The sequence below is a fragment of the Bradyrhizobium betae genome, assembly GCF_008932115.1.
Taxonomy (GTDB): domain Bacteria; phylum Pseudomonadota; class Alphaproteobacteria; order Rhizobiales; family Xanthobacteraceae; genus Bradyrhizobium; species Bradyrhizobium betae.
Window position 1 is genome coordinate 4,501,894 of the sequence record NZ_CP044543.1, and the last position, 22,844, is coordinate 4,524,737.

General features: G+C 63.3%; 28 protein-coding genes and 3 pseudogenes. 16 read left to right on the top strand and 15 right to left on the bottom strand.

The window, feature by feature from the left end; all coding sequences use genetic code 11:
* Positions 1–116 precede the first annotated feature (116 nt).
* The 5 genes from F8237_RS21450 to F8237_RS21470 all read left to right on the top strand — a co-directional run bounded on the left by F8237_RS21450 (position 117) and on the right by F8237_RS21470 (position 7,792).
* Positions 117–5,363: a DEAD/DEAH box helicase gene (locus tag F8237_RS21450; RefSeq protein WP_151647681.1), complete on the top strand. Its 5,247-nt coding sequence runs from the start codon at positions 117–119 to the stop codon at positions 5,361–5,363.
* Between the two features lie 85 nt (positions 5,364–5,448).
* Positions 5,449–6,318, top strand: coding sequence for a hypothetical protein (locus F8237_RS21455; RefSeq protein WP_151647683.1), 870 nt, complete (start codon positions 5,449–5,451; stop codon positions 6,316–6,318).
* Complete coding sequence (locus tag F8237_RS21460; protein ID WP_151647685.1) at positions 6,300–6,836, top strand: hypothetical protein; 537 nt, start codon at positions 6,300–6,302, stop codon at positions 6,834–6,836. The genes F8237_RS21455 and F8237_RS21460 overlap by 19 nt, the downstream gene beginning before the upstream one ends.
* A gap of 94 nt (positions 6,837–6,930) precedes the next feature.
* Positions 6,931–7,374, top strand: coding sequence for a CBS domain-containing protein (locus F8237_RS21465; protein ID WP_151647687.1), 444 nt, complete (start codon positions 6,931–6,933; stop codon positions 7,372–7,374).
* A gap of 70 nt (positions 7,375–7,444) precedes the next feature.
* On the top strand, positions 7,445–7,792 hold the full coding sequence (locus tag F8237_RS21470; protein WP_151647689.1) for a carboxymuconolactone decarboxylase family protein: 348 nt from the start codon (positions 7,445–7,447) through the stop codon (positions 7,790–7,792).
* A gap of 83 nt (positions 7,793–7,875) precedes the next feature.
* Here the strand turns inward: F8237_RS21470 and F8237_RS21475 are convergent, their stop codons facing one another.
* Together F8237_RS21475 and F8237_RS21480 are read right to left on the bottom strand one after the other, a co-directional pair.
* Positions 7,876–8,697, bottom strand: a complete 822-nt coding sequence (locus tag F8237_RS21475; protein ID WP_151647691.1) for a class I SAM-dependent methyltransferase — start codon at positions 8,695–8,697, stop codon at positions 7,876–7,878.
* Between the two features lie 37 nt (positions 8,698–8,734).
* The gene (locus F8237_RS21480) at positions 8,735–9,067 is read right to left on the bottom strand and encodes a DUF6522 family protein (RefSeq protein ID WP_151647692.1); all 333 of its coding nucleotides are present in this window, start codon (positions 9,065–9,067) and stop codon (positions 8,735–8,737) included.
* A gap of 167 nt (positions 9,068–9,234) precedes the next feature.
* Between F8237_RS21480 and F8237_RS21485 the strand changes: the two genes are divergently transcribed.
* From F8237_RS21485 to F8237_RS21495, 3 genes are all read left to right on the top strand, one after another.
* Complete coding sequence (locus F8237_RS21485) at positions 9,235–9,663, top strand: hypothetical protein (protein ID WP_151647694.1); 429 nt, start codon at positions 9,235–9,237, stop codon at positions 9,661–9,663.
* On the top strand, positions 9,641–9,907 hold the full coding sequence (locus F8237_RS21490; protein ID WP_151647696.1) for a DUF2249 domain-containing protein: 267 nt from the start codon (positions 9,641–9,643) through the stop codon (positions 9,905–9,907). Before F8237_RS21485 ends, F8237_RS21490 begins: the two co-directional genes overlap by 23 nt.
* Positions 9,908–10,118: 211 nt before the next feature.
* Positions 10,119–10,355 (top strand): hypothetical protein, encoded by a 237-nt coding sequence (locus F8237_RS21495; RefSeq protein WP_151647698.1) that lies wholly within the window; start codon positions 10,119–10,121, stop codon positions 10,353–10,355.
* Between the two features lie 24 nt (positions 10,356–10,379).
* Here the strand turns inward: F8237_RS21495 and F8237_RS21500 are convergent, their stop codons facing one another.
* From F8237_RS21500 to fdxA, 7 genes and pseudogenes are all read right to left on the bottom strand, one after another.
* Positions 10,380–10,808, bottom strand: coding sequence for an RrF2 family transcriptional regulator (locus tag F8237_RS21500; RefSeq protein ID WP_151647700.1), 429 nt, complete (start codon positions 10,806–10,808; stop codon positions 10,380–10,382).
* A 132-nt stretch (positions 10,809–10,940) separates the two neighbouring features.
* Positions 10,941–11,177, bottom strand: coding sequence for a hypothetical protein (locus F8237_RS21505; RefSeq protein ID WP_151647702.1), 237 nt, complete (start codon positions 11,175–11,177; stop codon positions 10,941–10,943).
* On the bottom strand, positions 11,174–11,491 hold the full coding sequence (locus tag F8237_RS21510) for a metal-sulfur cluster assembly factor (protein WP_151647704.1): 318 nt from the start codon (positions 11,489–11,491) through the stop codon (positions 11,174–11,176). Before F8237_RS21510 ends, F8237_RS21505 begins: the two co-directional genes overlap by 4 nt.
* Positions 11,488–12,015, bottom strand: a complete 528-nt coding sequence (locus F8237_RS21515; protein ID WP_151647706.1) for a DUF2249 domain-containing protein — start codon at positions 12,013–12,015, stop codon at positions 11,488–11,490. Before F8237_RS21515 ends, F8237_RS21510 begins: the two co-directional genes overlap by 4 nt.
* Before the next feature lie 25 nt (positions 12,016–12,040).
* Positions 12,041–13,390 carry a hypothetical protein gene (locus tag F8237_RS21520; RefSeq protein WP_151647708.1) on the bottom strand — a complete coding sequence of 450 codons (1,350 nt, stop codon included), beginning with the start codon at positions 13,388–13,390 and terminating at the stop codon, positions 12,041–12,043.
* Positions 13,391–13,454: 64 nt separating this feature from the next.
* The gene (locus tag F8237_RS21525) at positions 13,455–13,709 is read right to left on the bottom strand and encodes a DUF2249 domain-containing protein (protein ID WP_151647710.1); all 255 of its coding nucleotides are present in this window, start codon (positions 13,707–13,709) and stop codon (positions 13,455–13,457) included.
* Positions 13,710–13,789: 80 nt separating this feature from the next.
* Positions 13,790–14,122: pseudogene (gene fdxA / locus F8237_RS21530) on the bottom strand (ferredoxin FdxA); the annotation flags it as partial.
* A gap of 830 nt (positions 14,123–14,952) precedes the next feature.
* On the opposite strand from fdxA, the gene F8237_RS21535 reads away from it, so the two are divergent.
* The 4 genes from F8237_RS21535 to nirK all read left to right on the top strand — a co-directional run bounded on the left by F8237_RS21535 (position 14,953) and on the right by nirK (position 18,268).
* Positions 14,953–15,345 carry a c-type cytochrome gene (locus F8237_RS21535; RefSeq protein WP_151647713.1) on the top strand — a complete coding sequence of 131 codons (393 nt, stop codon included), beginning with the start codon at positions 14,953–14,955 and terminating at the stop codon, positions 15,343–15,345.
* 48 nt (positions 15,346–15,393) lie between these two features.
* Positions 15,394–15,621 (top strand): hexameric tyrosine-coordinated heme protein, encoded by a 228-nt coding sequence (locus F8237_RS21540; RefSeq protein WP_151647715.1) that lies wholly within the window; start codon positions 15,394–15,396, stop codon positions 15,619–15,621.
* Between the two features lie 101 nt (positions 15,622–15,722).
* A complete protein-coding gene (locus F8237_RS21545; protein ID WP_151647717.1) occupies positions 15,723–15,986 on the top strand; it encodes a hypothetical protein in 264 nt (87 codons plus the stop codon).
* 149 nt (positions 15,987–16,135) lie between these two features.
* Positions 16,136–18,268, top strand: coding sequence for a copper-containing nitrite reductase (nirK, locus tag F8237_RS21550; RefSeq protein ID WP_151647719.1), 2,133 nt, complete (start codon positions 16,136–16,138; stop codon positions 18,266–18,268).
* Between the two features lie 54 nt (positions 18,269–18,322).
* On the opposite strand, the gene F8237_RS21555 is transcribed toward nirK, so the two are convergent.
* The 3 genes from F8237_RS21555 to F8237_RS21565 form a co-directional block, all read right to left on the bottom strand.
* Positions 18,323–18,652: a cupin domain-containing protein gene (locus F8237_RS21555; RefSeq protein ID WP_151647721.1), complete on the bottom strand. Its 330-nt coding sequence runs from the start codon at positions 18,650–18,652 to the stop codon at positions 18,323–18,325.
* Positions 18,653–18,777: 125 nt separating this feature from the next.
* The gene (locus F8237_RS21560; RefSeq protein ID WP_151647723.1) at positions 18,778–19,002 is read right to left on the bottom strand and encodes a hypothetical protein; all 225 of its coding nucleotides are present in this window, start codon (positions 19,000–19,002) and stop codon (positions 18,778–18,780) included.
* A gap of 67 nt (positions 19,003–19,069) precedes the next feature.
* The gene (locus F8237_RS21565; protein ID WP_151647725.1) at positions 19,070–19,252 is read right to left on the bottom strand and encodes a hypothetical protein; all 183 of its coding nucleotides are present in this window, start codon (positions 19,250–19,252) and stop codon (positions 19,070–19,072) included.
* Positions 19,253–19,397: 145 nt separating this feature from the next.
* Between F8237_RS21565 and F8237_RS21570 the strand changes: the two genes are divergently transcribed.
* Entirely contained in the window at positions 19,398–19,598 is a 201-nt protein-coding gene (locus tag F8237_RS21570) for a hypothetical protein (protein WP_151647727.1), read from the top strand.
* 8 nt (positions 19,599–19,606) lie between these two features.
* Here the strand turns inward: F8237_RS21570 and F8237_RS21575 are convergent.
* Positions 19,607–20,216, bottom strand: a pseudogene (locus F8237_RS21575) (cell envelope biogenesis protein TolA).
* A gap of 315 nt (positions 20,217–20,531) precedes the next feature.
* Here F8237_RS21575 and F8237_RS21580 point away from each other — a divergent pair.
* Positions 20,532–20,990: pseudogene (locus F8237_RS21580) on the top strand (3'-5' exonuclease); the annotation flags it as partial.
* A 24-nt stretch (positions 20,991–21,014) separates the two neighbouring features.
* Here the strand turns inward: F8237_RS21580 and F8237_RS37240 are convergent.
* The gene (locus F8237_RS37240; protein ID WP_259172569.1) at positions 21,015–21,146 is read right to left on the bottom strand and encodes a hypothetical protein; all 132 of its coding nucleotides are present in this window, start codon (positions 21,144–21,146) and stop codon (positions 21,015–21,017) included.
* 203 nt (positions 21,147–21,349) lie between these two features.
* On the opposite strand from F8237_RS37240, the gene F8237_RS36945 reads away from it, so the two are divergent.
* Positions 21,350–21,562 (top strand): hypothetical protein, encoded by a 213-nt coding sequence (locus F8237_RS36945; protein ID WP_151647729.1) that lies wholly within the window; start codon positions 21,350–21,352, stop codon positions 21,560–21,562.
* Here F8237_RS36945 and F8237_RS21595 read toward each other — a convergent pair.
* Positions 21,559–21,744 (bottom strand): DUF3606 domain-containing protein, encoded by a 186-nt coding sequence (locus F8237_RS21595; protein WP_028133503.1) that lies wholly within the window; start codon positions 21,742–21,744, stop codon positions 21,559–21,561. The two genes, F8237_RS36945 and F8237_RS21595, sit on opposite strands and share 4 nt — an antisense overlap.
* 116 nt (positions 21,745–21,860) lie before the next feature.
* Here F8237_RS21595 and ligD point away from each other — a divergent pair, with 116 nt between their 5' ends.
* The gene (ligD, locus tag F8237_RS21600) at positions 21,861–22,781 is read left to right on the top strand and encodes a non-homologous end-joining DNA ligase (protein WP_028133502.1); all 921 of its coding nucleotides are present in this window, start codon (positions 21,861–21,863) and stop codon (positions 22,779–22,781) included.
* Positions 22,782–22,844 lie beyond the last annotated feature (63 nt).

A 22,844-nucleotide genomic window follows, 5' to 3' on the forward strand; every position in this document is an offset into this window, starting at 1 on the left:
CGGGAGGTCGTTCGCCGGATCAAGTCCGCGGCCGCGCTGCGTGACATTACCGCTTCACTGCTCACGGGACAGATTTCCAGAGGGTGGCTCGACCGGCACCAGGACGGGAAGAAGGCATGAACGTCTTCGATCTCAGCCGCAATCTGGTGGAGGAGTACGCGCGGTTCTCACGTTCGTTCACCAAGATCAAAGCCGCGGACATCAAGAGCCAGCTCGACGCTCAATATGATTCCGGTCAGTTCTGGCCGGAGCCGATCGTACAGATCAACCCGAAGTTCCGGATCGAGGGCAGCATCCATGCCTTCGTCGAGCAAAAACTGCTGCATCCGGGTTGCGATGTCGTCTTCAAGGATTGGGCGTTGCGGAAGCACCAGGCCGAATCCATCGTGATGGATCACGACGGCAAGAGCTTCGTCGTCACGACGGGCACCGGCTCCGGCAAGTCCCTGTGCTACTTCATTCCGATCATCAACGCCGCCCTCAAGGCCCGCGCGACCGACGAGCGCCCCCGCACGCGGGCGATCGTCGTGTACCCGATGAACGCGCTCGCCAACAGCCAGCTGGGCGAACTCGACAAGTATTTCAAGGATGTCGCTGCCGATCATCGGGTGACCTATGCCCGCTATACCGGTCAGGAGACCGACGCCGAGCGCCAGGCGGTGGCCGACAATCCACCGGACATCATCCTTACCAACTTCATGATGCTGGAGCTCCTGCTCACCCGGCAGGACGAGCTGGACCGGAAGGTCGTCGGCAACTGCGAGGGGCTGGACTATCTCGTCCTCGACGAGATCCACACCTATCGCGGCAGGCAGGGCGCCGACGTCGCGATGCTGGTCCGACGCGCCAAGGATCGCCTCGCCGGCGGCAAGAGGCTGACCTGCATCGGCACGTCCGCGACCATGACGAGCGACGCCGGCGAGCAGGGCAACGAGACCGTCGCGAGAGTGGCCAGCGAACTCTTCGCGACTCCGATCACCAAGGACTGCGTGATCAACGAGACGCTCAAGAGGGTCACGAAGGTCGACGAGACCTGGGAGTCCGTAAAGCCCGCCCTCGCGAAAGCCGTCAACGCCGGCGTTCCAGGCAACGCCTCGAACGCGGTTCTGGCGGCCCATCCGCTTTCGATCTGGGCCGAAACCCGGCTCGGCATCGTGCCGGAAACTCCGGGCGGCCGCTGGGTCCGGGCCCGTCCCCTTTCTCTGAGCGATGCGGCGGTCGAGCTGTCGAAGGACGCCGGCACTTCGCCCCAGGCATGCCGCAGCGCGCTCGAGCAGCTTTTCCTCGTCGCCAGTAAGTCCGAGAAGGCGCGCACGGGCCGGGGATCGGACGATCCGTTCTTCGGCGTCCGCCTTCATCAATTCATCTCGGGCGCCGGCCGCGCCTATGCGACCGTCGAGCCGCCGGGGCAGCGCAAGGTGGTGTTCGACGGACAACGGTACCTGCCGGGCTCCGCAGGCGAGAAGGCGCTGTTCGCGCTCCACTTCTGTCACAACTGCGGTCAGGAGCATCATCCGGTCTGGCTCAAGAGCGAGAACGATTCCAAGACGCTGGAGCAGCGAGACATCGAGGACCGGCCCCCGGCCGGCAACCGGACCGACGCGCAGGGACGCGTCTACGGGTTCTTCATGCCGACTCCGCCGACCGGCATCGATTTCAAGGGCGACCCCGACGATTATCCGGACAACTGGGTGGAGCAGGCGAGGGACGGCACGCCACGCCTCATTGCCCGATATCGCCCATTTCAACTGGAAAGCCTCTCTGTTCGTCCGGACGGAAGCACCGCGAGCGGCGTGCAGGGGTGGTTTCAGCCGGAGCGCTTCCGCTTCTGCGCGGCCTGTGGCGAGACGACGGGCGGGCGGGGGTCCGACACGTACCGCCTCGCCGGCCTGACGGCGGAAGGCCGAAGCTCCGCGACGACGATCATCATCGCTTCGATCCTGAAGTGGATGCACGATCAGAACAACTCGATTGACGAGCTGAAGCGCAAGATACTCGGGTTCACCGACAACCGGCAGGATGGCGCGCTGCAGGCGGGCCACTTCAACGACTTCGTGTTCGTGTCGCTGCTTCGCGCCGCCATGATCTCGGCGCTCCGCAAGGCCGGCGACGACGGCCTCGAAGACGACCTCATGGGGCGTTCGCTGCAGCGCGCCCTCGGGTTCGACCAGAACAATCCCGACACCTACGCGGAGTGGCTGGCCAATCCAAGCAGCGAGGGATCGACGCTCAACGACGCCGAACGCGCGGTTCGCGACGTGCTGGCTCACCGCATCTGGGTCGACCAGGCGAGGACGTGGCGCGTCACGAACCCCAATCTCGAGCGGCTCGGCCTGATGCGCGTCGAGTACAAGGGACTCGACGCGCTCTGCCGCAACGAGGAGAAGTTCAAGGATTCGCACCCGATCCTGCGGAACGCCACGCCGGACCGCCGCAGGCGCGCGTTCACGGTGCTGCTCGATCACATGCGGAAGTCGCTCGCCGTCGCGACCGACAGCCTCGATCAGTCTTCCATCGAAGCCCTGCAGCGCCGCTCCGGACTTCTGAAGGCGCCCTGGACGCTTTCGGACGAGCGGCCCCGGATCGGCGCGGCCTTGATGCTGGGGCGGTCCCAACGTGCGCAGATCCCGGCGGACGAGGAGATCCTGCGCGTCCGCGGCGGACCGACCAGCGCGCTCGGACGATTGCTCTCCGACTTCGCGATCTGGGGCACGCGCCTCACCGCTGCCGACTATAGGACGGTCGTGTTCGACATGCTGCGCGCCGCCGAGAACCAGATCGTCCGCAAACGTCCGATGTTCATGGGCGAGCGCATCGACAATTGGGACATCTACGGCAACGCGGTGGTCTTCAAGCTCGGCGACGGCGTTCCTCCGGACGAGCGAGAGCCCAACCCGTTCTTTCTGGAGTTCTACCAGGCGTTGGCTGCCATGATCGACGGCAGAAACCGCGCCGTGTTCTCCTTCGAGGCGCGCGAACACACCGCGCAAGTCGACAACAAGACGCGCCAGCTCCGCGAGGCGCGCTTCCGATGGCGAGACCCGGACAAGAAGCGCCTGAAGGAAGCGGAATTCCAGGAGAAGTTCCAAGAGGTCGCCGACACCGAAAGCTTCCTCCCTGTGCTCGTCTGTTCGCCGACCATGGAGCTCGGCGTCGACATCGCCGATCTCGACGCCGTCTACTTGCGCAACGTTCCGCCGACCCCGGCGAACTACGCGCAGCGCAGCGGCCGTGCCGGCCGCGGCGGTCAACCCGCGCTCATCGTCACCTACTGCGCCGCCCAGAGTCCCCACGACCAGTATTTCTTCCGGGATCCGGCGGCCGTGGTGAAGGGTCACGTCAGGCCGCCGACGATCGACCTCACCAACCAAGATCTGGTCGAAAGCCACCTGCAGGCGATCTGGCTGACCGAAACGCGGGCCATCCTGAACGCGCAGATCGCGCAGGTCGTGGACCTCGGGACCGAGGACAGGAAACTCGCGGGCGAGATCGCCGCGAAGATCGGCGATGCGGAGGCCGGAGAACGCGCACTCGGCCGCATCACAGGGATCCTGAAGGGCCTTTTCGAAGGCACGAAGCGCAATCCCGCTTGGCTCGGCGATCTGCCGACCTACGCCCAGAGCATCGTCGGTCGCTCACCCGGGCGCTTTGACGAAGCCTTCGGCCGCTGGCGGAATCTGCTCGCATCCGCGGAGAAGCAGTACCGGGAAGCCAACGAGACGTTCACGCGGCACGGTGCCACGCGCGAGGAGCACCGGATGGCGGAGCGGCTGCGCGACCTCGCCGGAGCGCAGATCAAGCTGCTGCGCGACGGCTCGGAGTCGTATCAGTCGGACTACTACACGTACCGATACCTCGCGACGGAAGGGTTCCTGCCCGGTTACAACTTCCCCCGGCTGCCTCTCACGGCCTACGTCACCTCCGGATCGAACCGCCGAAACCAGTCGGTGATCCAGAGACCGCGCTTCCTCGCCATCAGCGAATTCGGCCCGAGAAGTCTCGTCTACCACGAGGGCCGCACGCACCGCGTCGTCCGCGTGCTGCTCAACGCCGGCATGAACACCGGTAGCGGCGACCTGACCACGCAGCGGTTCTTCGTCTGCGGCGCGTGCGGAGCATCCCATCAGGCCCCCAAGCCCGAGTTCTGCCACGTCTGCAACGCGGCTCTGGCCGGCTGCGAGGAAATCCCCCACTGCTACAAGATCGAGAACGTCCAGACCGCGCCGGCCGCCCGCGTCACTGCAAACGACGAGGAGCGCCAGCGGCAAGGATTCGAGATCCGGACCGGATTCCAGTGGCCGCAGCGGCACAACGGCAGGCTGGACGTCAAGAACGCCGTGCTCGAGGACGACGAGGGCGTCATCGCCTCGCTCACCTTCGCGCCGGCTACACCCATCAAGCGCTTCAACGTCGGACTTCGCCGGCGCGATCCGCAGGCGGGCCTCGGCTTCAACATCAACCCGCGGAACGGCTACTGGGAGCGCGCCCCCGACGACGACGACGCGGACGCTCCGGCGGATCCGACCCGCGTCGTCCCGCAGCCGATCGTCCCGTACGTCGAGGACCGCAAGAACGCGCTCCTGCTGCGGTTCGGCGGCGAGACGCGCGACGCGACCGAGATGGCCGACCTCCAGTACGCGATCCTCCGCGGGCTCGAGATGACGTTCCAACTGGAGGAGGGCGAACTGCTCGGTGAGGCGCTTCCCTCGCGGGGGGACCGTCGCGCCATTCTCATCTACGAAGCCGCCGAGGGAGGGGCCGGCGTCCTCGGGCGCATCGTGGAGGACGCGCGCGCGTTCGCTCAGGTCATCGCGGAGGCTATCAGGATCTGTCATTTCGATCAGCGGCGCTTCGCCTGCACGCCGGCGGAAAAGGACCTGCACGACGTGGAGGGCGCCGCCTGCGTCGCCGGCTGCTATCGCTGCCTCCTGTCCTACTACAATCAGATCGATCACGAAGCGATCGACCGGCGAAATCCGGAGTTCAAGAGAACGCTGGCCAGGCTCGCACGCTGCAGGATGAGGATCGAGGATCCGGCAGCGCCGTCGGAGGCCAGGCCCGAGTTCGTGGACCGGTTTCACGCGGCCATCGTCGCGCACGGGATCCAGCCGTTCGACGCCAAGCCGTTGACGGTCGACGGCGCGACCCTGCCTTTCATCTGGCGCTCCGGACGCGTCGTCGCGGTCTACGACGACGAGCTTCCGACGCTTGCCGACGCCTTGCAGGATCTGTCTCTGGCCGTGGTGCCCTTGCCGAGGGGCAGGGAGCCTGCTCGAACTTGCTCCGGAGATCGACGACCGCGCGACCAAGTTCTACTTCGCCAACGGCGTCGGCGACACCCGCGAGAGCGAAACGGCGACTAACAGCGGACATTCGCGGAAGACGACCAGCAGCTACTACACGAAGGACTCCCTCGTCGAATTCCTGCTCGATTCCGCTCTTGATCCCGTGATCGAAAAGACGGTGGCGGAAAACCCGGGCAATCCAGACGCGCTCCTACGGCTGACGGCGATCGACCCGGCGTGCGGATCCGGACACTTCATCCTCGGCGCCGCGCGCCGCATCGCGCAGCGGCTTGCCGACCTGAGAAATCCAGGAGCGGCGTCGATCGCGGAATACCGACACGCGCTCCGCGAGGTCGTTTCTCATTGCATCTACGGCGTGGACCAGAACGAATTGGCCGTGGAGCTCTGCCGCGTGGCGCTTTGGATCGAAGCGGTCGAGCCGGGCATGCCGCTGTCGTTTCTCGACGCCAAGATCCGCCACGGCAACAGCCTCGTCGGGATTTCCGACTTCTCGATGTTGTCCAAGGGCATTCCGGACGACGCATACGCCGCTCTGGATGGCGACGACAAGGACGCCTGCAAATTCTACAGGTCCCTCAACAGGGCGCAACGCGAAGGATCCAAGAAGTCCGGTCGACAGAACCAGTTCTCGTTCGCGGCCGCCCCGCCCGAATTGGCCGACGCGGTGCTGGTCCTCGACAGCATGCCCGAGAACACAGTCGAAGACGTTCGAGCGAAACAGCAGGCTCTCGAAGCCATCAAGGATGGGCCGTTGTGGCAGCGATTGAGTGTCGCTTGCGATCTGTTCGTCGCCGCATTCTTTGCGAAAAAGGACGGTCCCGTATGGTCGAGGCGTTCGACTATCGCGCGAAGGAATACGTCTCCGGACGCCGCCGCTCCGCGGTCTGGCGCGAACTTGTCTTCGGTTCGGAGGAGAAGCGCCTTGCCCCGCAGTGGCGCATCAACGAAGAGGATATTCCATCTCGCACCGGCGACCAATGGAGACGTTTCCGATTGGGCTTCTGTGACGTAGGCGGCGTCACCAACCAGCGCTACCTGATGGCGTCGTTCATTCCGCCCGACGTCATCTGTGGCCACTCCGTTCCGACGATCGCCTTTGATCCCGTGGATGTCCGGTTGATGGCGTTGTGGCTGGGCGTTGCGAACTCCTTTGCCGCCGACTATCTCGCCCGACGAAAGGGAGCCCTGCATCTCACGTTCACGATCATGGACAGTTTGCCGCTGCCGGTCTTGTACGATGAGAACTCTCCGGTTAATCGGGCGATCGCATTGCGCGCGCTTCGGCTTGGCGCCGTCGGCAACGAGATGGACTCGCTTTGGGAGGAGGGCCGTCGCCTGCTCGAGATCGGCGAGACCGAAACGCGGGCGGACGATCCGCAGGCCCGCGCTCGGGCTCCAGGTCGTGATCGAAGATTATGTTCACTCGCGGATCAAACTTCCCGCGCTGATCGGGATGCGCCTGGGCTGCCTTGCGCTGGTGGTGGCAGGACTCGTGGCGACGCTGAAGGTCGCCTTTGGGACTTGAGATGAGCCGGATCGCGCATTTTAGACAGATATCGGCGGACACTTTGACAGGAATGCGGATCAACCACGTTAAAGTCCACCATAGGAGCATCAGTCTTCAATGATTGTCGAAGCCATGCTGCCTGCCGCACGCGAACGGCTTATTCTCCTCGGCGACGAGGCTCCGCTCATCGACGCCGCAAGGCTCTTGCGCGATCTCGATGCAGACCTCGTGGTCGTGCGCAGTTCCGATGGACTTCTGGCCGGCGTCATCACCAAGACGGACGTTGTCCGCCAAATCAGCCAGTGCCAGGGGGCTTCCTGCATGGCGGCGGCTTCGGCCATTATGACCAAGCCGGTCGTGTATTGCCGCCCCACCGACTTGTTGAGCGACATCTGGTCGGTAATGAAAGAGCGGCACCTGAAGAACATCCCGATCCTGGATCCCGCGTCCCGCCCGATCGGCGTGCTCAACGCCCGGGATGCGCTCGAAGCGCTCCTCGAGGAGCTGGAATATCAGGAGGTCCTGTTGCGGGACTACGTGATGTGCGTTGGCTATCACTGACGGCGAGTGATGTTGCCCCGGCCGCAAGGGACGACCGGCTCCGTTTTCGCCGAGAACAGGGAGTTGTGAAATGACCGACACGCTGTATCCACCCTCGTCACGCGAACTTGCCGAAAAGCGTCGACACCTCGCGCCGGAGACCGAAAAAGCGTTCCAGGCCTTCAGCCGCCAAGTGTTTGCCGACGGCGCGCTGCCGGCGAAGACCAAGCAGCTGATTGCAGTTGCAGTGGCCCACGTGACGCAGTGCCCCTACTGCATCAAGGGCCACACTAAAGCCGCGCTCCGCCAGGGCGCCACGCGCCAGGAGCTGATGGAAGCAATTTGGGTCGCAGCCGAGATGCGGGCGGGTGGTGCCTATGCCCATAGCGCCCTCGCATTGACGGCGATGGACGAGGTGGAAAGTCAGACTAAGGCCTGAAGACCGGCGCGCGCCGAAGGGGCCGGTGGCGACTACCACCAGGACTGTCGCGCCCTGCTTCCCATCGGTCCCCCCGCGCGATGCTATGGGTCCTTTTGCGCGACCATGTAGATAGCGCTCAGGTTTGCGCGATAGTGCTCGAATACCCATCGCATGGCCATGACGCGGCGTCGCGCCGCGTTGTCATGCAGAAGATTTTTTGCCAGTCTCAAAGCTCCAAAAACGCCTTCGTCCTCGATCAGCCGAAGCGGCCGTAGCAGGTGCATCGGCGCATGGCCGAGGGCAACAACGCGAAATCCGACGCTCTGCAAGAGGGCTTTCCATTCCTGGCTGCGCAGCGGCCGGGCGCCGACATGGATGACCGAGGAAAGCGCCCGATTGATCTCGCCCTGGCGATCGGGATGCATGTCGTCCGGAACGATAGCGAGCTCGTGAATGCCGTATCGGCCGCCGGGGCGCAGCAGCCGGAACGCCTCGGCCACAATCCGACGCTTGTGCTCCTCGGTCTGCATACTCAACATCGCCTCACCAACAACGAGCGAGGCGCACCCGGCGGGTAGCTGCGTCTGGTCGGCCCGCCCAACGAGGACCGAAATATGAGGAGCGGACGGCAGTTGCCGGGCGGTCCATTGCACCGCCTGGGCGTCACGCTCGATTGCCGTATAGCGCTGTGGTTCGCGTTGCAGAATCATGCGGGCGGTGACGCCGAGACCGGGCGCGAACTCCACGACCTCGTCCGCCGGGCTGATGGCCAGATCGTCGAGCAGCGCCCGCGTCAGTCTAAGGCCTCCTGGACGCAAGACACGCTTGCCGAGCCGGGCAAGCAGCCAATGCCCCGGCATCTTTGCGATTTCGAGGTCGCCGCCAGGTAGGTCCACACCGTGGACGGAATGAATATCAGTCATCTCTCGTCTCCTGTTCCCGGTAACAACGTCATGCCCTTCAACCGGTCGCCCGGTGCAGGGCGTCCGGCATTGGGCGGTCACCGAAATCGATCGCCGATCTCCGGAGGAGCCGGCCCGTCGAGTCCGTGATCAGGCGCGCGCGGCGGCTACGGTAGAAGAACGTGAGGCGAAACTCCCCTTCATCCTGCCCGGTTCCGCGCTCACAGACGCTGGTGATCCTTCCTTCGCGCATCAGGATCGGCACACTGGTTGCCGGCACGTGCAGAAGTTCGCCAATGAGTGCGGCGTCCACGACAAACGTGTTGTCGCTGAACTCTATGACGCGATCGGACGGCGCTTGGGAAAGGGCATCCTGGAGGCTCTCGATCATCGAAAGTTTCTCCTTGTCGAGGCAGGCTAAAAGATATATTGTTAATATATCTTTTAGAACGAGAGTGTCAAGCGATGTCAATATCTGCCCAGTTTGAAGCCCGAGCATTGGCGCGGACGGTCCGTGGTACCAAACTCCGGGCCAGATCCGGGCCGCGGACCGCAAACGTGTCCAACAGCAATCTTCGCCCGAAGCTCTCGACGGCCGAGCTCGCGTTTCGCATCTACGCGGCATTTCGCGCCCATCCGCATATATGCAACGTGCTGACGCACATTTCGCGCGCCAAGTGGAGCGAGGTAGAACGTTCCATCAGCTCTATTATCGATCCGGCGACGACGAGCGATGAGCTTTCTCCGCTCGGCAGAAACATCGTCGACCTGATGGTCGCCGAGCGGGGGATCACTGGAAAGATCCTGAAGCCCCATTTCCACGCGGTCCTGCACAGGTTTCTCGATCCGCCCCAGTCGGAGCGGCTGATCCGCCATGTCGAAGCTCTATTTCGCGACGTCGACTGGAAGGCTCAACATCCCGCGCAACTGCCTGCGCCGAGCATAGCTCCCGAGGAGTCCGATCGTGCCAGAGCTGAATTGCAGTGAACGCGTAATCAACGTTTCGGATATCGATCCGAAATATCGTCATGCCATCCTCTTCCGCCTATTCGAGCACTTGGCTCCGGACGACTCGCTGCAGATCGTGGTCGATCACGATCCGAGGCGGCTGCGCCTGCAACTCGAAGCACGCCATGGCTCACGATGCGGCTGGTCGTATCTGGAGGCGGGACCCGACGTCTGGCGCGTTCGTCTGCGCCTGCTCGGCCGCGAGGCCGAAGATCATGACTGATCCGTCAATCCCGAGCTTGCGATGTTCCAGTCAGCGACTTGCGGCGGCTGGCAAGTCGCAGCGCGAGGCCGACGACGACCCCGCTCCCGGGCGGAGAGGTTGGAAGTCATCTTCTGCGTTTCTGCGACCGGAGCGAGCGAATGCTCCGCATGGAGTATCCCCATGCGTGAGCGCAGCCACTTGAATGAGGACTCAACGAGGAGAAATGGAAATGTTGAGCAATTCCCATCATCATGTAGATCCGGCGAACGACGCGAAACGGACCTATCTCGAGTCGCTCATCCGGGAAGATTTTGAGCGATGCCACCCGGGCGAAACGCTGGATGATGTCAAGCGCCGGGCGCCGTTTTCGAAAGAGGACAAGGGACTTCTGCGCGATTGGATGGCGGTGGCGGCGACGCGGGCTGCCGCAGAGCAAGCAGCATTGCCAGCCAGGCTTGCGGCCTGATACGCGCGTTGGAACGGTTACTGGTCATGCTGCGGGTCGGATACCGAAGTCCTTGGGCCTGAGCATGAGGTCGGCGAGCGTGTATTTGTCAAGCACCGCGTTGAACGCATCGAGTCCCTCGTGGAAGATGCCGCGCAGGCGACAACTGCGTGTGATGATGCATTGATTGCGCGTGGCAAAGCATTCGACCAGTGCGAAGTCCGGCTCGGTGGCGCGGACCACGTCGCCCAAGCCTATCTTGCGCGGCGGCTTTGCGAGCGTCAGTCCGCCGGAGCGTCCCCGCACAGCCTTCAGGAAACCTGCCCGCGTCAGGGTGTTCGTGATCTTCATGAGGTGTGCGCGAGAGATCTTGTAGACTTCGGATACTTCCTCGATGGTGATCAGCCGGTCATCATGGGCCGCCGCGTACATCAGCAGCCTGAGGGCGTAGTCGCTAAAATTCGTCAGTCGCATGCGGATCCCAAATTTGACTAATCGGCGGCGCGGAGAGCGCTAAAGGTATACATGGTCTCGAGTTTTGCAAATTGCAGCGCTTCCATTTCCGGTTCTATCCTGCCCGCGATCCGGCCATCTCTACGAGATCGATCACAGCTTGCGCACGAGGCGGTGCAGCAAGGCGTTGAAGCGCCTCTCGTCCTTTGGCGCGCCTCGGCGGAGGATGGCGCAGGCCTTTCCAGCAATGCGGCAGGCTGCGTCAACCTCGCCGGCGTCGGCAAGCTTCTGCAGCGCATCGAGCAAGAGCAAATTGATCTGCTCGTGCGGTGAGATGAGCGGGGTCAGCGCAGCGTAATCGAGACCGGGACGGACGGAGGCCTGCGTCATCGGCCGACTCCGAGATAGTCCTTCGCCGCCTGGCTCATCATGTCCGGGGCCCATGGTGGATCATAGGTGAGCTGGACATCGGCCCATTGAACGCCGACGACGGACTGCGCTGCTTCGCCGGCACCGCCCCTGAGATAGCCGGTCGCGGGGCAGCCCCTCGTCGTCGTGGTCATGGAGATCCGAGCTACACCGTCCTCCGCGACGGCGATATCGTAAACGAGCCCGAGATCGACGATATTGAAGCCGATCTCCGGATCGATCACCTCGCGAAGCGCCGTGCGCACCCGTTCCACCAGCTCGCCGGCGCCGGTCATTGGGCCGCCTCCGGTTGGGCGCCCTTGCGTATCAGGAGCTTGTACGTGGTCCGATCCGCCTCGAACGCGCCCAGCCATTCGAATCCCCGCTTGCCAAGCTCTGGCAGTAGGAATACCGGCTCGCGGCACAGAAGAGCGCACAACACCTCACCCGGCTGCAACTCTTCGACGGCTGCGAGCGTGCGCACCATCGGCTCCGGTGGATCGAGATCGCGGTTGTCAAGCTGACGCACGGGCTCGGGCCATCCTGAAGCCGCAACGCCGTTCGGTGCCGGCTGAGCGCTTGCAGCTTGAGCTTGCGGTGTGAACAGCACTTCCCAATCGCCGTCACCGATCTCTCGTGCGGCATGGTCGAATCCCTTCTTGCCCAGAACCGTGTAGAGCGGCACCGGCTCGAACGTCGCCAGCAACCTGAGCGCCTGTCCGGCGCCCAGGCCGTTGACGGCCTGCATAATGGCAGAGAAGGGCTCGCCGCCAGAGCGCAGAATCGGCCGTACGTCGAGTTCGCGGGAAGCTTGCGTCATTTGTCATTCCTCCATCTTGCGGGCGTTACAGAATTGGCAGATGCAGCCGCGGCCAGGCGCGATGGCCGCCAGGCAACATCGCCCTCGGCACCGCGGCCAGATTGCGGGTCAGAACGAGTTCGAACGATATTCTCGCCGTGGCGATAAGCATGGCGAACGCCGCGCCCCGGAACACCAGAGGCGCGCCCAAGAACATCGCCAGCGATGCAGCACCGACACCTGTGAAATAGAGCCAGAACCAGGGCATGGCGCGCGGTTCGTCGACGAGGTCCTGCACCCGCGGCGTCGGACGTTTGCCCAACAGCATACCGTAGCATTCGAGCCAGGTCAGAAAGGCCACGATTTTGTAGAGCTTCGCGAGGCCGAGCGCAGTGAGCCAACCGAATGCGAAGAGAAACACCACGCCTCCGATTTGGCGATCGGTCGGCCCGAGTGCCGCCACGGCGACCAACAGCAAAACGGCGAGTCCGAGACTGCCCAGCGCCCAGGCGAATACCCGAGCATTGAGCTCGATCTTAGGCCGCTTGCGGGTACGATAGAGCCGCATGATGTCCTGCCCGTAGAGAGCAAGGCTGACGAGCGCGCCCGCGAGCGCTGCGAGCAGTGGGGGGATCACCCCCTGACCGAAGATCAGGAGACAGACAGGACCGCCGATCAGTATCACCAGGATGGCCATGGTGCCGGTCAGGAACGCGATGCGGCTGCTGCGGTGTTCGGCTTCGGGAGCGAGCATGAACATTGCGAGCAGCCGATAGCTCACGCCCATGGCGGTGAAGGTGAGCCAGCCGCCGAGCCCCAGCGCGGCGTGAAACGGAATACCCTCCGATGTAAGGCGCAGGAAGGCAGCATTGGTTGTCCACCCACCGAGCGTCAGCGAGAAGATCATTCCCAGCATGACGACGCCCACGAGGCTCAAGAGACCCGCCGCGACGAAGCGGGCCGGCAAACCGACCGGGCGCGCCGACCAGAGGGTGCGGCCTAGGTTCCATAGGTTGAGTGCGAAGCCGCCTGCGAGACCGATGGCGCCGAGCGGCAACCAGGGCATCGAGCCCACTGAAAAGCCGGCCATACCAAGAAATCCGAGAAGCAGACTGCCGAGTCCGGTCAGCAGAAGCGCGAGCGCAACAACGGGCAGTTCGGGGTGGGCCAGCGGCTTGGCTACGAGGACCGGGACGAACTGAATGAGCGCTCCTGACATCAGGAGGCTGAGCCAACCGATCGCAACGAGATGAACGAGAACGAGGGTCAGTGGCGCAACTAGCGGCTGGCTCGGAAAGCCGACGCCAGCAGCCATCAGTGCCTCGGCGCAGAGCAGCGCGCAGAGTGCGGCCGTAAAATAGCTCATCGTCCATCTGGACAGCGATGCGCCGAACATGACTTTCCTTCGAAATTGCGCGGGGCGAGGCGATATGGCCTCGCTCCCGTGCGCCCGGCGCCGTTCAGGCCGCCTTGGCGAGCTTTCCGATCTCGACGCGCCAAACGGCGGGACCGCTCTCGACATAGGTCCAGGAGAATTGCTTGGGATATTCGGCTTCCAATTGGTAGTAGAGCGGCTTCGGGTCATGATCGTTCACGAGAGTGAACGATCGGCCCACAGCGAGTTCGTTGACGAGCTGGAAGATCTTCTGGTGACGCTGCGCCGGCGGAAGCTCGCGTACATCGATGATCGAAGCGTTTGCGTTTGCACTGGACATTCCTAATCTTCTCCTTTGGTCGCACGAACGTCTGATTGATCACCGCCGGCGACCTCGGCGACAGATCGAAGCTCAAGCCGCTCATCCGGCTTCGGGCTAAAATGGTCGGCAAACTTGTTGGGAACGCCATTCCAGGCGTCGGCATCAGGTGGCGGTTCGCCCTTCTTGATGACGTTGGGCCAAAGCCCCGCATATTTGCGGTTGAGACCAAGCCAATGTGAGTTGCGCGGAACATCGCTGTCCGGAAAAATCGCTTCGGCCGGGCACTCCGGCACGCAGACGCCGCAGTCGATGCACTCATCGGGGTGAATGACGAGCATGTTCTCGCCGACATAGAAGCAGTCGACGGGGCAGACCTCGACGCAGTCCATATACTTGCACTTGATGCAGTTGTCGGTGACGACATGCGTCATTCGTCCTGCCTCCTGTCGCAGCCCTCACGCCGCACGACGTCGATGAAGCAAGACGTTAGGCGCCTCACGGCTAAAAAGCAATATATAAAATATATCTTTATCGCGCGCTGGTTCTTGGAGTCGAAACGCAGCGAGGCATTCAATGCAAGGTACGCATCTCCGTCTGAAATGTCGCTCCATCGCGTGAGCGAGCGCAAGTATCTCGTCCAGTGAGTGGAAGGTGAAGGTACCCGCGGGTCGGACTTCAAATGGTGACGCGCGCAAGAGTGGCACGGTGAGACCTGCCGCCTAGCTTGATGTGATGCTACATCAGAAAGAATTCGTCGGAGTCGTTCCATCGTAAGGCGATATTTTTTGAAGGTTGACAGTGTCGGAACTCGGTAGCAACCTCCGAAAACGGTCAACGGCGACGTTCACGAATAATCCAAATTGACGCGCGACCCCGTCGGTCGCCCGTACCGCTTTTGGGACTCATGGATCAGCCGCCACTTCCCGTTTCTGACTCGGCAAAGCGCTTGGCAAAGGCCGTCGTAGGGCGCATGCAGACGGTGCTGCCGATCGTAGACCGTGCGGTCTCCGCCTCAAGGGCTACGGCTTCCATGCGACTCATGGACAGTTCAGCCATCTGTTCGAGCCCCGTACAGCCGATGTGCCAATCGGTATCGCACCGCCACCACCTCTTAGCCCGAAGCGCAACCGCCGCGAACGCGTTCTCGTCAGCATTTAGCTTGATGGAAAGCCCGATCCGTTTCCTACTGCATCGACAGCACAGATAAGCCGATCAGGCTCATCGCATGAGCGAGTTTCGAAACTGAAACAAGGAGACTTCCATGAAGCGAACTGCACTTGTAGCCCTGTTTCTCGCGGCCGCACTCGGGCAGGCCAGCGCCCAGGACGCCGCTGCTGGCGAAAAGGTCTTCGCCGTCTGTAAGGCATGCCACCAGGTCGGCGACACCGCCAAGAACGCCGTCGGGCCCGTGCTCAACGGACTGATCGGCCGAAAGGCGGGATCCGTTGAGGGCTACAACTACTCGGAGGCCAACAAGAAATCGGGCATCACCTGGACCGAGGAAGAATTCACCAAGTATATCCAGGACCCGAAGGGCGTCGTGCCCGGCACCAAGATGGCATTTGCCGGGATCAAGGACCCGCAGAAAATCAAGGACCTGATCGCTTACTTGCACACGTTCGACAAGGCACCGGTCAAGCTCACGCAGCAGTGAGCGCGCCTCGTGTGAGAGTGGGCGGTACCAAAGGAAAGGAGACGGAACATGAGCGACAATTGGCTACCTTCGCTGAAGACGGACACCCCTCAAGCCGGTTTCGAATTGGCCGTGAAGCTCTCGCGAATGGCCGTGAAGATCACGCAGCCTTCGGATGACGTCCGCTCCCATCTGCGGGCGGCATACGAGCAGGATTCGGCGCAACTCATCGCGACATCCCACGTAGTGGCGGTCCACTTCCAGACGGTTGCCGCGGCCAACAATTGGTGGCGCTGATCCCTTGAGATACGGCGTACGCCCGCTTGGGGGCCCGCGCCGTACTCCGGTCGCCTGCTCCCTACGCAGTACACCCATTCCAGACACGAACAGGTGCAAGCATGAGAAGTCTCAGTACCGGTCAAATCGTCCTGCTGGTGGTCCTGAGCGCCATATTAGTCCTCACGGGCGTCTGGGCGGTCTCCGTTTGGGGCGCGAGCAGCGGCGTCGAGATGGGCAAGCATGGCTGGATCGCGCTGGGGCTCGGGACCTTCTTCTCGCTCCTCATCGGCTGCGGACTCATGGCGCTGATGTTCTTCAGTAGCCGCTCGGGTCATGATGAGGCCGCCGATCCGTTCCGCCATCGCGAGCGGCGCGGTCCCTAGTATGGGCGTCGCGAAGAGCAACCTCTCTTTTCCGCGGTTGTCGGGCACATCATCCCGCCAGTCTCAGAAACCAGTTTCTCGTTTCCGATCTCGTCAAGGCCCTCGCTGGTAAGGCGGGACAAGCAAAAGAAGCGCGGGAGGACAATCCGATGTGGGACACAGCCGCCGAGATGCTGCGCCGCTGGTCGATCCTCCTGATCGGGCTGGTTCTGATCGTCGGCGGCTTCTGGCTCGGCCAACTGCTCTACTCCGCGGATCGCACCAACCCGCAGAACCAGACGGCATCCGCCGAGCGACCGCCGGCCGACACCAGTCATCAGATGGCGCACAACATGTCGTCCGGTCAGTCGGCTCCAGGAACGAATGCGGAGCCGCAGCGCGCTCCAGCCTCGCCTTCGACGGCCACGCAGACAGCTCAGACCTCCTCGAAGGAGGTTGCAGAGACCGCGGAGCCGAAACAGGTTCAAATGCCCCATAACCCGCGAATGACGCCTGCGTTGGCACCGACGACGAGCGGCCAGGCCGCTCCAGTTTCCAAGTCCCCGACGTCTGCCGCCACCGCGCCGGCACAAGGTGGCGGCGATGCCGGAGCGGGACGACTGGTCTTCCGTAAATGCCAAGCCTGCCACTCGTTGGAGGCCGGCAAGAACATGCTGGGTCCGTCGCTCGCCGGAGTCGTCGGCCGCAAGTCAGGGAGTGAGCCCGGCTACAACTACTCGCCCGCGATGAAGCAGGCCAGCCTCATCTGGGATGCTCAGACGCTCAATCGGTATCTCGACGATCCGGCAAAGGTCGTACCCGGCAACAAAATGCCGTTCCCGGGTTTGAAGACGGATCACGACCGAGCCGATGTCATCGCCTTTCTTGCGGCCTCGGGCGGCAGGGGCTCCAGCCCCGCAGGTACGCCGACCACCCAGGCGCAGCCGGCGCCGGCAACATCTGCGACAGCGGCGCCGCCTCCGAGCCGACCGCAGAGCGCGACCGGCGCCGACATCGGCTACGTCACAGATGCGCGGTATACGCTGCGATCCGGCATCGCCGAAGGACGCATGGTCTACATCGGCGTCGGCGGTGCGATCGAGGGCAAGGTCAATCCCGTGTTGAGCGCTTCCGAAGGTCAGGTGGTCCAACTCACGCTGATCAACGGTGAGGGTGCCGAGCACGATATCGTCTTTCCCGACCAGGACACCAAGTCGCCGCGCGTCACCGGCAAGGGCGCAAGCACGACGATCGCATTCAGAGCCTCGAAGTCCGGCGACTTCACCTACTACTGCAGCGTTCCCGGACATCGCCTGGCGGGCATGGAAGGGCAGTTCACCGTGACGCCGCGACCGTCGCCGCAGACGGTGGTCGAGGCCGACATCTCCCGCGAACCTGGCGATCTGCCGCCCCCGATCGGCAAGCGCGATCCGCAGACCGTTCGCGTCGATCTCTTGAGTGTCGAGGTCGAGGGCAGGCTCGCCGAAGGCACCACGTTCGGCTACTGGACCTTCAACGGCAAGGTGCCGGGCCCGTTCATCCGCGTCCGCGTCGGCGACACCGTCGACATCCACCTGAAGAATTCTGCGGACAGCGCCATGATCCATTCCGTCGACTTCCATGCGGCGACCGGGCCGGGCGGCGGCGCCGCCGCGTTGCAGGTCGATCCGGGCGGCGAGAAGTCGATGACGTGGAAGGCGCTGGTGCCGGGTCTCTTCGTCTATCACTGCGCGACGCCGATGGTCGCCGAGCATATCGCCAACGGCATGTACGGCCTCATTCTCGCCGAGCCGGAAGGCGGGCTTCCGCCCGTCGATCACGAGTTCTACGTGATGCAGGGCGAGATTTATTCCGACATCGCCTTCGGCCAGCACGGCAGCGCCGAATTCAGCGTCGACAAGCTCCTCAACGAGCGGCCCGAATACTTCGTGTTCAACGGCTCGGTCGGAGCGCTCACCAAGCTGCATCCCCTCGAGGCCAAGGTCGGCGATTCTGTAAGGATCTTCTTCGGTGTCGGCGGCCCGAACTACACCTCATCCTTCCACGTCATCGGCGAGATCTTCGACAAGGTCTACAATCTCGGGGGCGCGACCACGGCTCCGCTCGAAGGCATCCAGACGGTATCGGTGCCACCGGGCGGCGCGGTCATCACCGAATTCAAGCTCGACGTGCCCGGCAACTACACGCTCGTCGATCACGCGCTCGCCCGCATGGAGCGGGGTCTGCTTGGGGTACTTCACGTGGAAGGCCCCAAGAACCCGGACATCTACAACGGCGAGGTCATGCCGGGGATGGGGCATTGAGACCGAACCGGGCTGACGCCATTCGTTTCGGGCTTTTCGCTCCGCGCTCCCCCGTCAGGTCCCGAGAAGGATCGTTAGAAGGAGGGAGGAATCCTCGATGCCCTTCAACGAATGGGTCTCGCCGCCCGCCAGGTAGACCCATTCGCCGGCGCTCAATGTGATTGAAGAGTCCGAAAGGCCGAGCGATATGCGCCCTTCCAGGCAATGGAGCATGATGTTGCCGGGCACCTTGTGCGGCGAAATCTCCGCTCCGGCGAGGACGATCAGCCGAACCGCCTCGAAGTGTTCAGATTTGATGATCGCCGCCGTTTTCGCGTCCTTCAACTTGCTTCCAAGCGGTCGCAAATCGACAATCTCTCCTGGTTTCGCGTGCTGCAGCGCCACGATGTACTCCCTCACTTCGTCACCAGATGCGGTGCTCCGAGAACTGATCAGGGACGGCAATCGTTCCGGGCCAACATGGCTCTGGGCGCCAGTTCACGCTCCGACGCCTATTCCGTCTGGCATGCCTATTGTTTGACGAAACCGCGCCAGAGCTTGTGCGTGTAGGGGCCGATGAAACTCCCTGTCTTCATGCAGGCATTCCCGGCGGCGGTGCACTTTGCGTCCGCATCCGGATGCCTGGAGCCATCCTGTTTGCAGTGCGCGATGGCTTCGGAGCACGTCTCGGCGGACGCCGGCGAGGCCGACAAGCAAACGCCGAACGAAAAGGCGATAACCAGCAATGTTCGCATGGGAGGAAATCCTGGATCGACGAGGCAATGACCGACCATACCAGAACGTCGGGTTTGCGAAACGTCCCTACTTCGCCGGAGGCCGCAAGGGGCTGTCCGCCCACTTCCGGGCGGCCGGATCGCGCAGCGGATCGTCTTCGCAGGCAAGGCAGACGTAGCCCGGCCGGCCGGGCGCGACGTCGTCGGGCACGGCTGTCATCGGCTTGCCGCACCTTGGGCACAGCTTCCGCGTCGGCGAGAGCGCAGTCATCGGGTTTCCCTGCCGCGGGCAGCTTAGTTCCCGTGCGCCGCGAGCACAAGCTGATCGCCGAAAGTTGTACGCATGCGCAAGCCGCTTGACGCGAAGCGGGGCCCGCACTGAAATCCGGCTTTCGGTGATGTTGCGGGGTGGCGTCGTGGAAGAGTTCTACAAAGGCTTCGCGCAGCGGGCGCGCGATCTGGCCCAGAACGCGGATCCGTTCACCAGGCGGCGGCTGCTCGACCTGGCCCAGCGATACGATCTCAAGAGCAGACCGGGATCAGGAAGCGCGCGGCCCAATCCGCCGCCGCGGGCGACGCCTCCCAACGTGCTGTTCTCTGGCTCTGGCGAGACCTAAACCCGGCCCTATTCTCGCGCCCGCCGCAAGGTGGCCTGCAGCTTCTCGCGCTGTCTTTCCCAGCGCGCATCCTCGGCCTGAGCGCGCTCATCGAGCGAGGTCCGCTCAGCTTCGATCTCGGCTACCTTCGCCTCGTGCTCCCGCTTCGCCTTCTCGAGATGGGCCTGCGCTTTGGCTACCGCCTTCTCGCGCCTAGCGCGCTCCTTCTCGCGGGCGGTCTCCTCCTTCCGGTGCTCGGCGGCGCGCCGGCGCTGCTCCTTCTCGAAATCCTGCGCTGCTTTGCGGGCCGCCTCGTCGTCGACCTTGGCCGGTCGCTTCGCAGGCTTAGCCTGACGGCGCTTGCGGCGGGTGACGCCTTCATCTTCGGCCAGATCGGTCGGCAGCTCGGCGTGCTCGGCGAAACGCCTGTTCGAGCCAACCGGACGCCGCAGCACGACGCCCGGCTTCGCCATCGTGGCGGCGACGATGTCCGGTTCGTCCGTCTCGCGCGCAGCGCCCTGATGGAAGAGGTTGCTGCTCGCCCCCCAGGCCTCCAGCGCTGCTTTTCATCGACGGGGCCGCGACCGCCTGATCGTAGAAGCCCAGAGAGGTGAGATAGGTTTTCAATTTTCTCGCCATCGCGCCGCTCGCAGGCCCACCTTATGATGCTACTTAGGAGGGGCCGGGCTAGGCTCCGACGCCGCTCACGAGACGACGCCCGAGCTCCGATCGACCCAAGAGCCGTTGAGTAATGATAGGACTCCTGCAATACGGTCGAAATCAAATCTACACTCTCGAAAACACCGTGAATCGCTTGGATGTCGGGTACCTCCTGGCGTTGGATTGTGCCACAAACCGTGGATAGTGATGGCGGTAACGTTCGAGACCTGATGCCACAAGACCCGATGGATTTCGCGGCGATGGCCGAGGCCTTGAGCCGGTCGACCGATTACCGCGTACTGCGGCGCCTGCTGGGGCTGCAGCATGAGCGAGATCGACTGGCGCAAACACGGCTTCGCGGGAGCGCAACTCGGCTATCTGCTGAACGGTGCCGGTTTCTTCCACCAGGCGCACCGGGCCGTCGACGACTGTCACGCTCTGCTGGAGGTGCTGGCATCAGAGCTTTCGACCACCGGTTCGACGGCGCTGGCGCTGTTGCTGGAGACCGCCCGCAAGCCGACGATGCGGGTCTGGGCGGAGCAGACCGCATTCGAACTCAAGGACTCGTTGAAGCGGCGCGGCTATCGTTGGAACGACGGTAGCGACGGGCGCCCCAAGTCCTGGTTCAGAGACGTCGACGAGACCGCGCTCGACGATGAGATCGCGTTCCTCCGGACCGAGATCTACATGCAGGACGTCGAGCCAACCGTGCAGAGGCTGACCGCGTTCACCCGGTTCTCCAGCCGCATCTAACTACCGTTACGGCTGACGGAGAGCTCAGTCCGCAGGCGGCTTCAACGGGCTATCCACCCACTTGCGAGCGGCAGGGTCGTGCAAAGGATCGTCGTCGCAAACGGGACAGACATAGCGCACCTTGCCGGGGCCCGCGTCGCTCTTGACGAGTTTCATGGGCCTTCCGCAGGCCGGACACGCCTTCCGGATAGGGTGCAGCACCGTCATGTCGAATTTTCCTGCCGCCGGCAGCTTAGGCCCGCCTGAGGCGTCGGTACAAGGCACGTTGGAAAGTTTTCAAACTCCCGCGGCAGCGCCGCTTGACTCCCCGAGTGCAGGCCATCCAAATTTGAGGAGTGATGTCGTGGGTGGGGTACGCCATGGAGCAGGAATTCTATTTGGGGCTTGCAAGCCGGGTCCGGACCATTTCCGAAAGGGCCGACCCATTTACCCGCCGACGCCTCCTCGACCTGGCGAAACGGTATGATGCGAAGGGCGAGCAGGCGTCGCGATTCACCTCGCCCGAGCGCCCGCTTCCCCTGCCGCGCACGACGCCCTCCGGGCCCGGAGAGGCCGGATCCGAGACGACTTAGCGGCCGAGACGCTTTTCGACCCGCTTGCGGCTGTTGCCGACCTTCTTGACTGCCTTCTTCACGGCCGAAGCCGAGCGGCCGGTCTTCTTCGCTTCGTAGCGGACTTCGTAGTCCTGTCCCTTGGCGACGCGTGCCCGGTCCTGCTTGCGTCCACGCGCGGTCTTCTTCTTCGCTGCCGCCATCGGCTCCTCCTATTGCGAACTGATGACGATGCAACGCCGCAAGGATTCGCGAGTTCCGGAAACGAATTCTGCCGTCCCGGCTTGAGTCCGCGAGTTGTTGCGTTGGAGTTCGTTGCGTGGCGTTTCAGCGACGTAAACCGGCTGCGATCGGCGTGAAGGCGCCGTTTCCCGGCTTCGTAGAGCCGGCCCTGGCATCATCGATCGAGAAGGTGCCGTCCGGAGCGCGATGGATTCACGAAATCAAGTTCGACGGTTACCGTGTCCAGGTCCATCTGGCGAACGAAGCCGTGAAGGTCTTCACCCGCCGCGGTCACGACTGGACCAACCGCTTCAAGAAGGTCGCCGACGACGCCTGGCACATCAAGGCCGCGTCGGCGATCGTGGACGGCGAAATCGTGGTCCCCGCCGCGGACGGCACGACGGACTTCTCCGTCCTTCAGAACGAATTGAAGGGCAGATCGACCAGCATCGTACTGGTCGCGTTCGATCTCCTGTACCTGAACGGCCGCGACCTCCGGAAGGTGCCGCTCTTCCAGCGCAAGACCCAACTCAAGAAGATCATCGATGGCACCGAGATACAGTTCAGCGAAAGCTTCGAGCTCGAAGGCGCCGACATGTTCGCGCACGCCTGCAAGGTGGGCCTGGAGGGAGTGGTCTCGAAGGTCCGCGATAGCATCTACGCCAGCGGTCGCGGCAATAACTGGGTGAAGAAGACCTGCGCGCAGCGGGAGACCCTGGCGATCGCCGGCTTCGCGCTCGATGAAGGAAAGTGGGACGGCGTCTATCTCGGTCGACGCAAGGGGAACGACCTGGTCTATGCTGGCAAGGTCGACCATGGCTTCGACAAGGCCTCCGCCGCCAACCTCCAGAAGCGGTTGAAGCCCTTGATCCGGAAGACGCAGCCGTACGCGAAGCGGATCGCCCACAAGGGCATCTGGGTCGAGCCGAAGCTGCTCGCCGAGGTCGAATACCGGGCCAAGTCGGCGGAAGGAAAGGTGAGGCACCCGTTTTTCAAGGGGCTGCGCGAAGACCTGTGACGAACATGGCGGAGTGCGCCGGTCGAATCCTTCGATTTGCGGCCTCTGGCGGACCACGTTCGT

Bases quoted from the DNA above. Each gene is read 5' to 3' on its own strand.
- F8237_RS21450 (WP_151647681.1), top strand. From the start codon at position 117: ATGAACGTCTTCGATCTCAGCCGCAATCTGGTGGAGGAGTACGCGCGG.
- F8237_RS21465 (WP_151647687.1), top strand. From the start codon at position 6,931: ATGATTGTCGAAGCCATGCTGCCTGCCGCACGCGAACGGCTTATTCTC.
- F8237_RS21470 (WP_151647689.1), top strand. From the start codon at position 7,445: ATGACCGACACGCTGTATCCACCCTCGTCACGCGAACTTGCCGAAAAG.
- F8237_RS21475 (WP_151647691.1), bottom strand. From the start codon at position 8,697: ATGACTGATATTCATTCCGTCCACGGTGTGGACCTACCTGGCGGCGAC.
- F8237_RS21480 (WP_151647692.1), bottom strand. From the start codon at position 9,067: ATGATCGAGAGCCTCCAGGATGCCCTTTCCCAAGCGCCGTCCGATCGC.
- F8237_RS21495 (WP_151647698.1), top strand. From the start codon at position 10,119: ATGTTGAGCAATTCCCATCATCATGTAGATCCGGCGAACGACGCGAAA.
- F8237_RS21500 (WP_151647700.1), bottom strand. From the start codon at position 10,808: ATGCGACTGACGAATTTTAGCGACTACGCCCTCAGGCTGCTGATGTAC.
- F8237_RS21505 (WP_151647702.1), bottom strand. From the start codon at position 11,177: ATGACGCAGGCCTCCGTCCGTCCCGGTCTCGATTACGCTGCGCTGACC.
- F8237_RS21510 (WP_151647704.1), bottom strand. From the start codon at position 11,491: ATGACCGGCGCCGGCGAGCTGGTGGAACGGGTGCGCACGGCGCTTCGC.
- F8237_RS21515 (WP_151647706.1), bottom strand. From the start codon at position 12,015: ATGACGCAAGCTTCCCGCGAACTCGACGTACGGCCGATTCTGCGCTCT.
- F8237_RS21520 (WP_151647708.1), bottom strand. From the start codon at position 13,390: ATGTTCGGCGCATCGCTGTCCAGATGGACGATGAGCTATTTTACGGCC.
- F8237_RS21525 (WP_151647710.1), bottom strand. From the start codon at position 13,709: ATGTCCAGTGCAAACGCAAACGCTTCGATCATCGATGTACGCGAGCTT.
- F8237_RS21535 (WP_151647713.1), top strand. From the start codon at position 14,953: ATGAAGCGAACTGCACTTGTAGCCCTGTTTCTCGCGGCCGCACTCGGG.
- F8237_RS21540 (WP_151647715.1), top strand. From the start codon at position 15,394: ATGAGCGACAATTGGCTACCTTCGCTGAAGACGGACACCCCTCAAGCC.
- F8237_RS21545 (WP_151647717.1), top strand. From the start codon at position 15,723: ATGAGAAGTCTCAGTACCGGTCAAATCGTCCTGCTGGTGGTCCTGAGC.
- nirK (WP_151647719.1), top strand. From the start codon at position 16,136: ATGTGGGACACAGCCGCCGAGATGCTGCGCCGCTGGTCGATCCTCCTG.
- F8237_RS21560 (WP_151647723.1), bottom strand. From the start codon at position 19,002: ATGCGAACATTGCTGGTTATCGCCTTTTCGTTCGGCGTTTGCTTGTCG.
- F8237_RS21565 (WP_151647725.1), bottom strand. From the start codon at position 19,252: ATGACTGCGCTCTCGCCGACGCGGAAGCTGTGCCCAAGGTGCGGCAAG.
- F8237_RS37240 (WP_259172569.1), bottom strand. From the start codon at position 21,146: ATGAAACTCGTCAAGAGCGACGCGGGCCCCGGCAAGGTGCGCTATGTC.
- F8237_RS36945 (WP_151647729.1), top strand. From the start codon at position 21,350: ATGGAGCAGGAATTCTATTTGGGGCTTGCAAGCCGGGTCCGGACCATT.
- F8237_RS21595 (WP_028133503.1), bottom strand. From the start codon at position 21,744: ATGGCGGCAGCGAAGAAGAAGACCGCGCGTGGACGCAAGCAGGACCGG.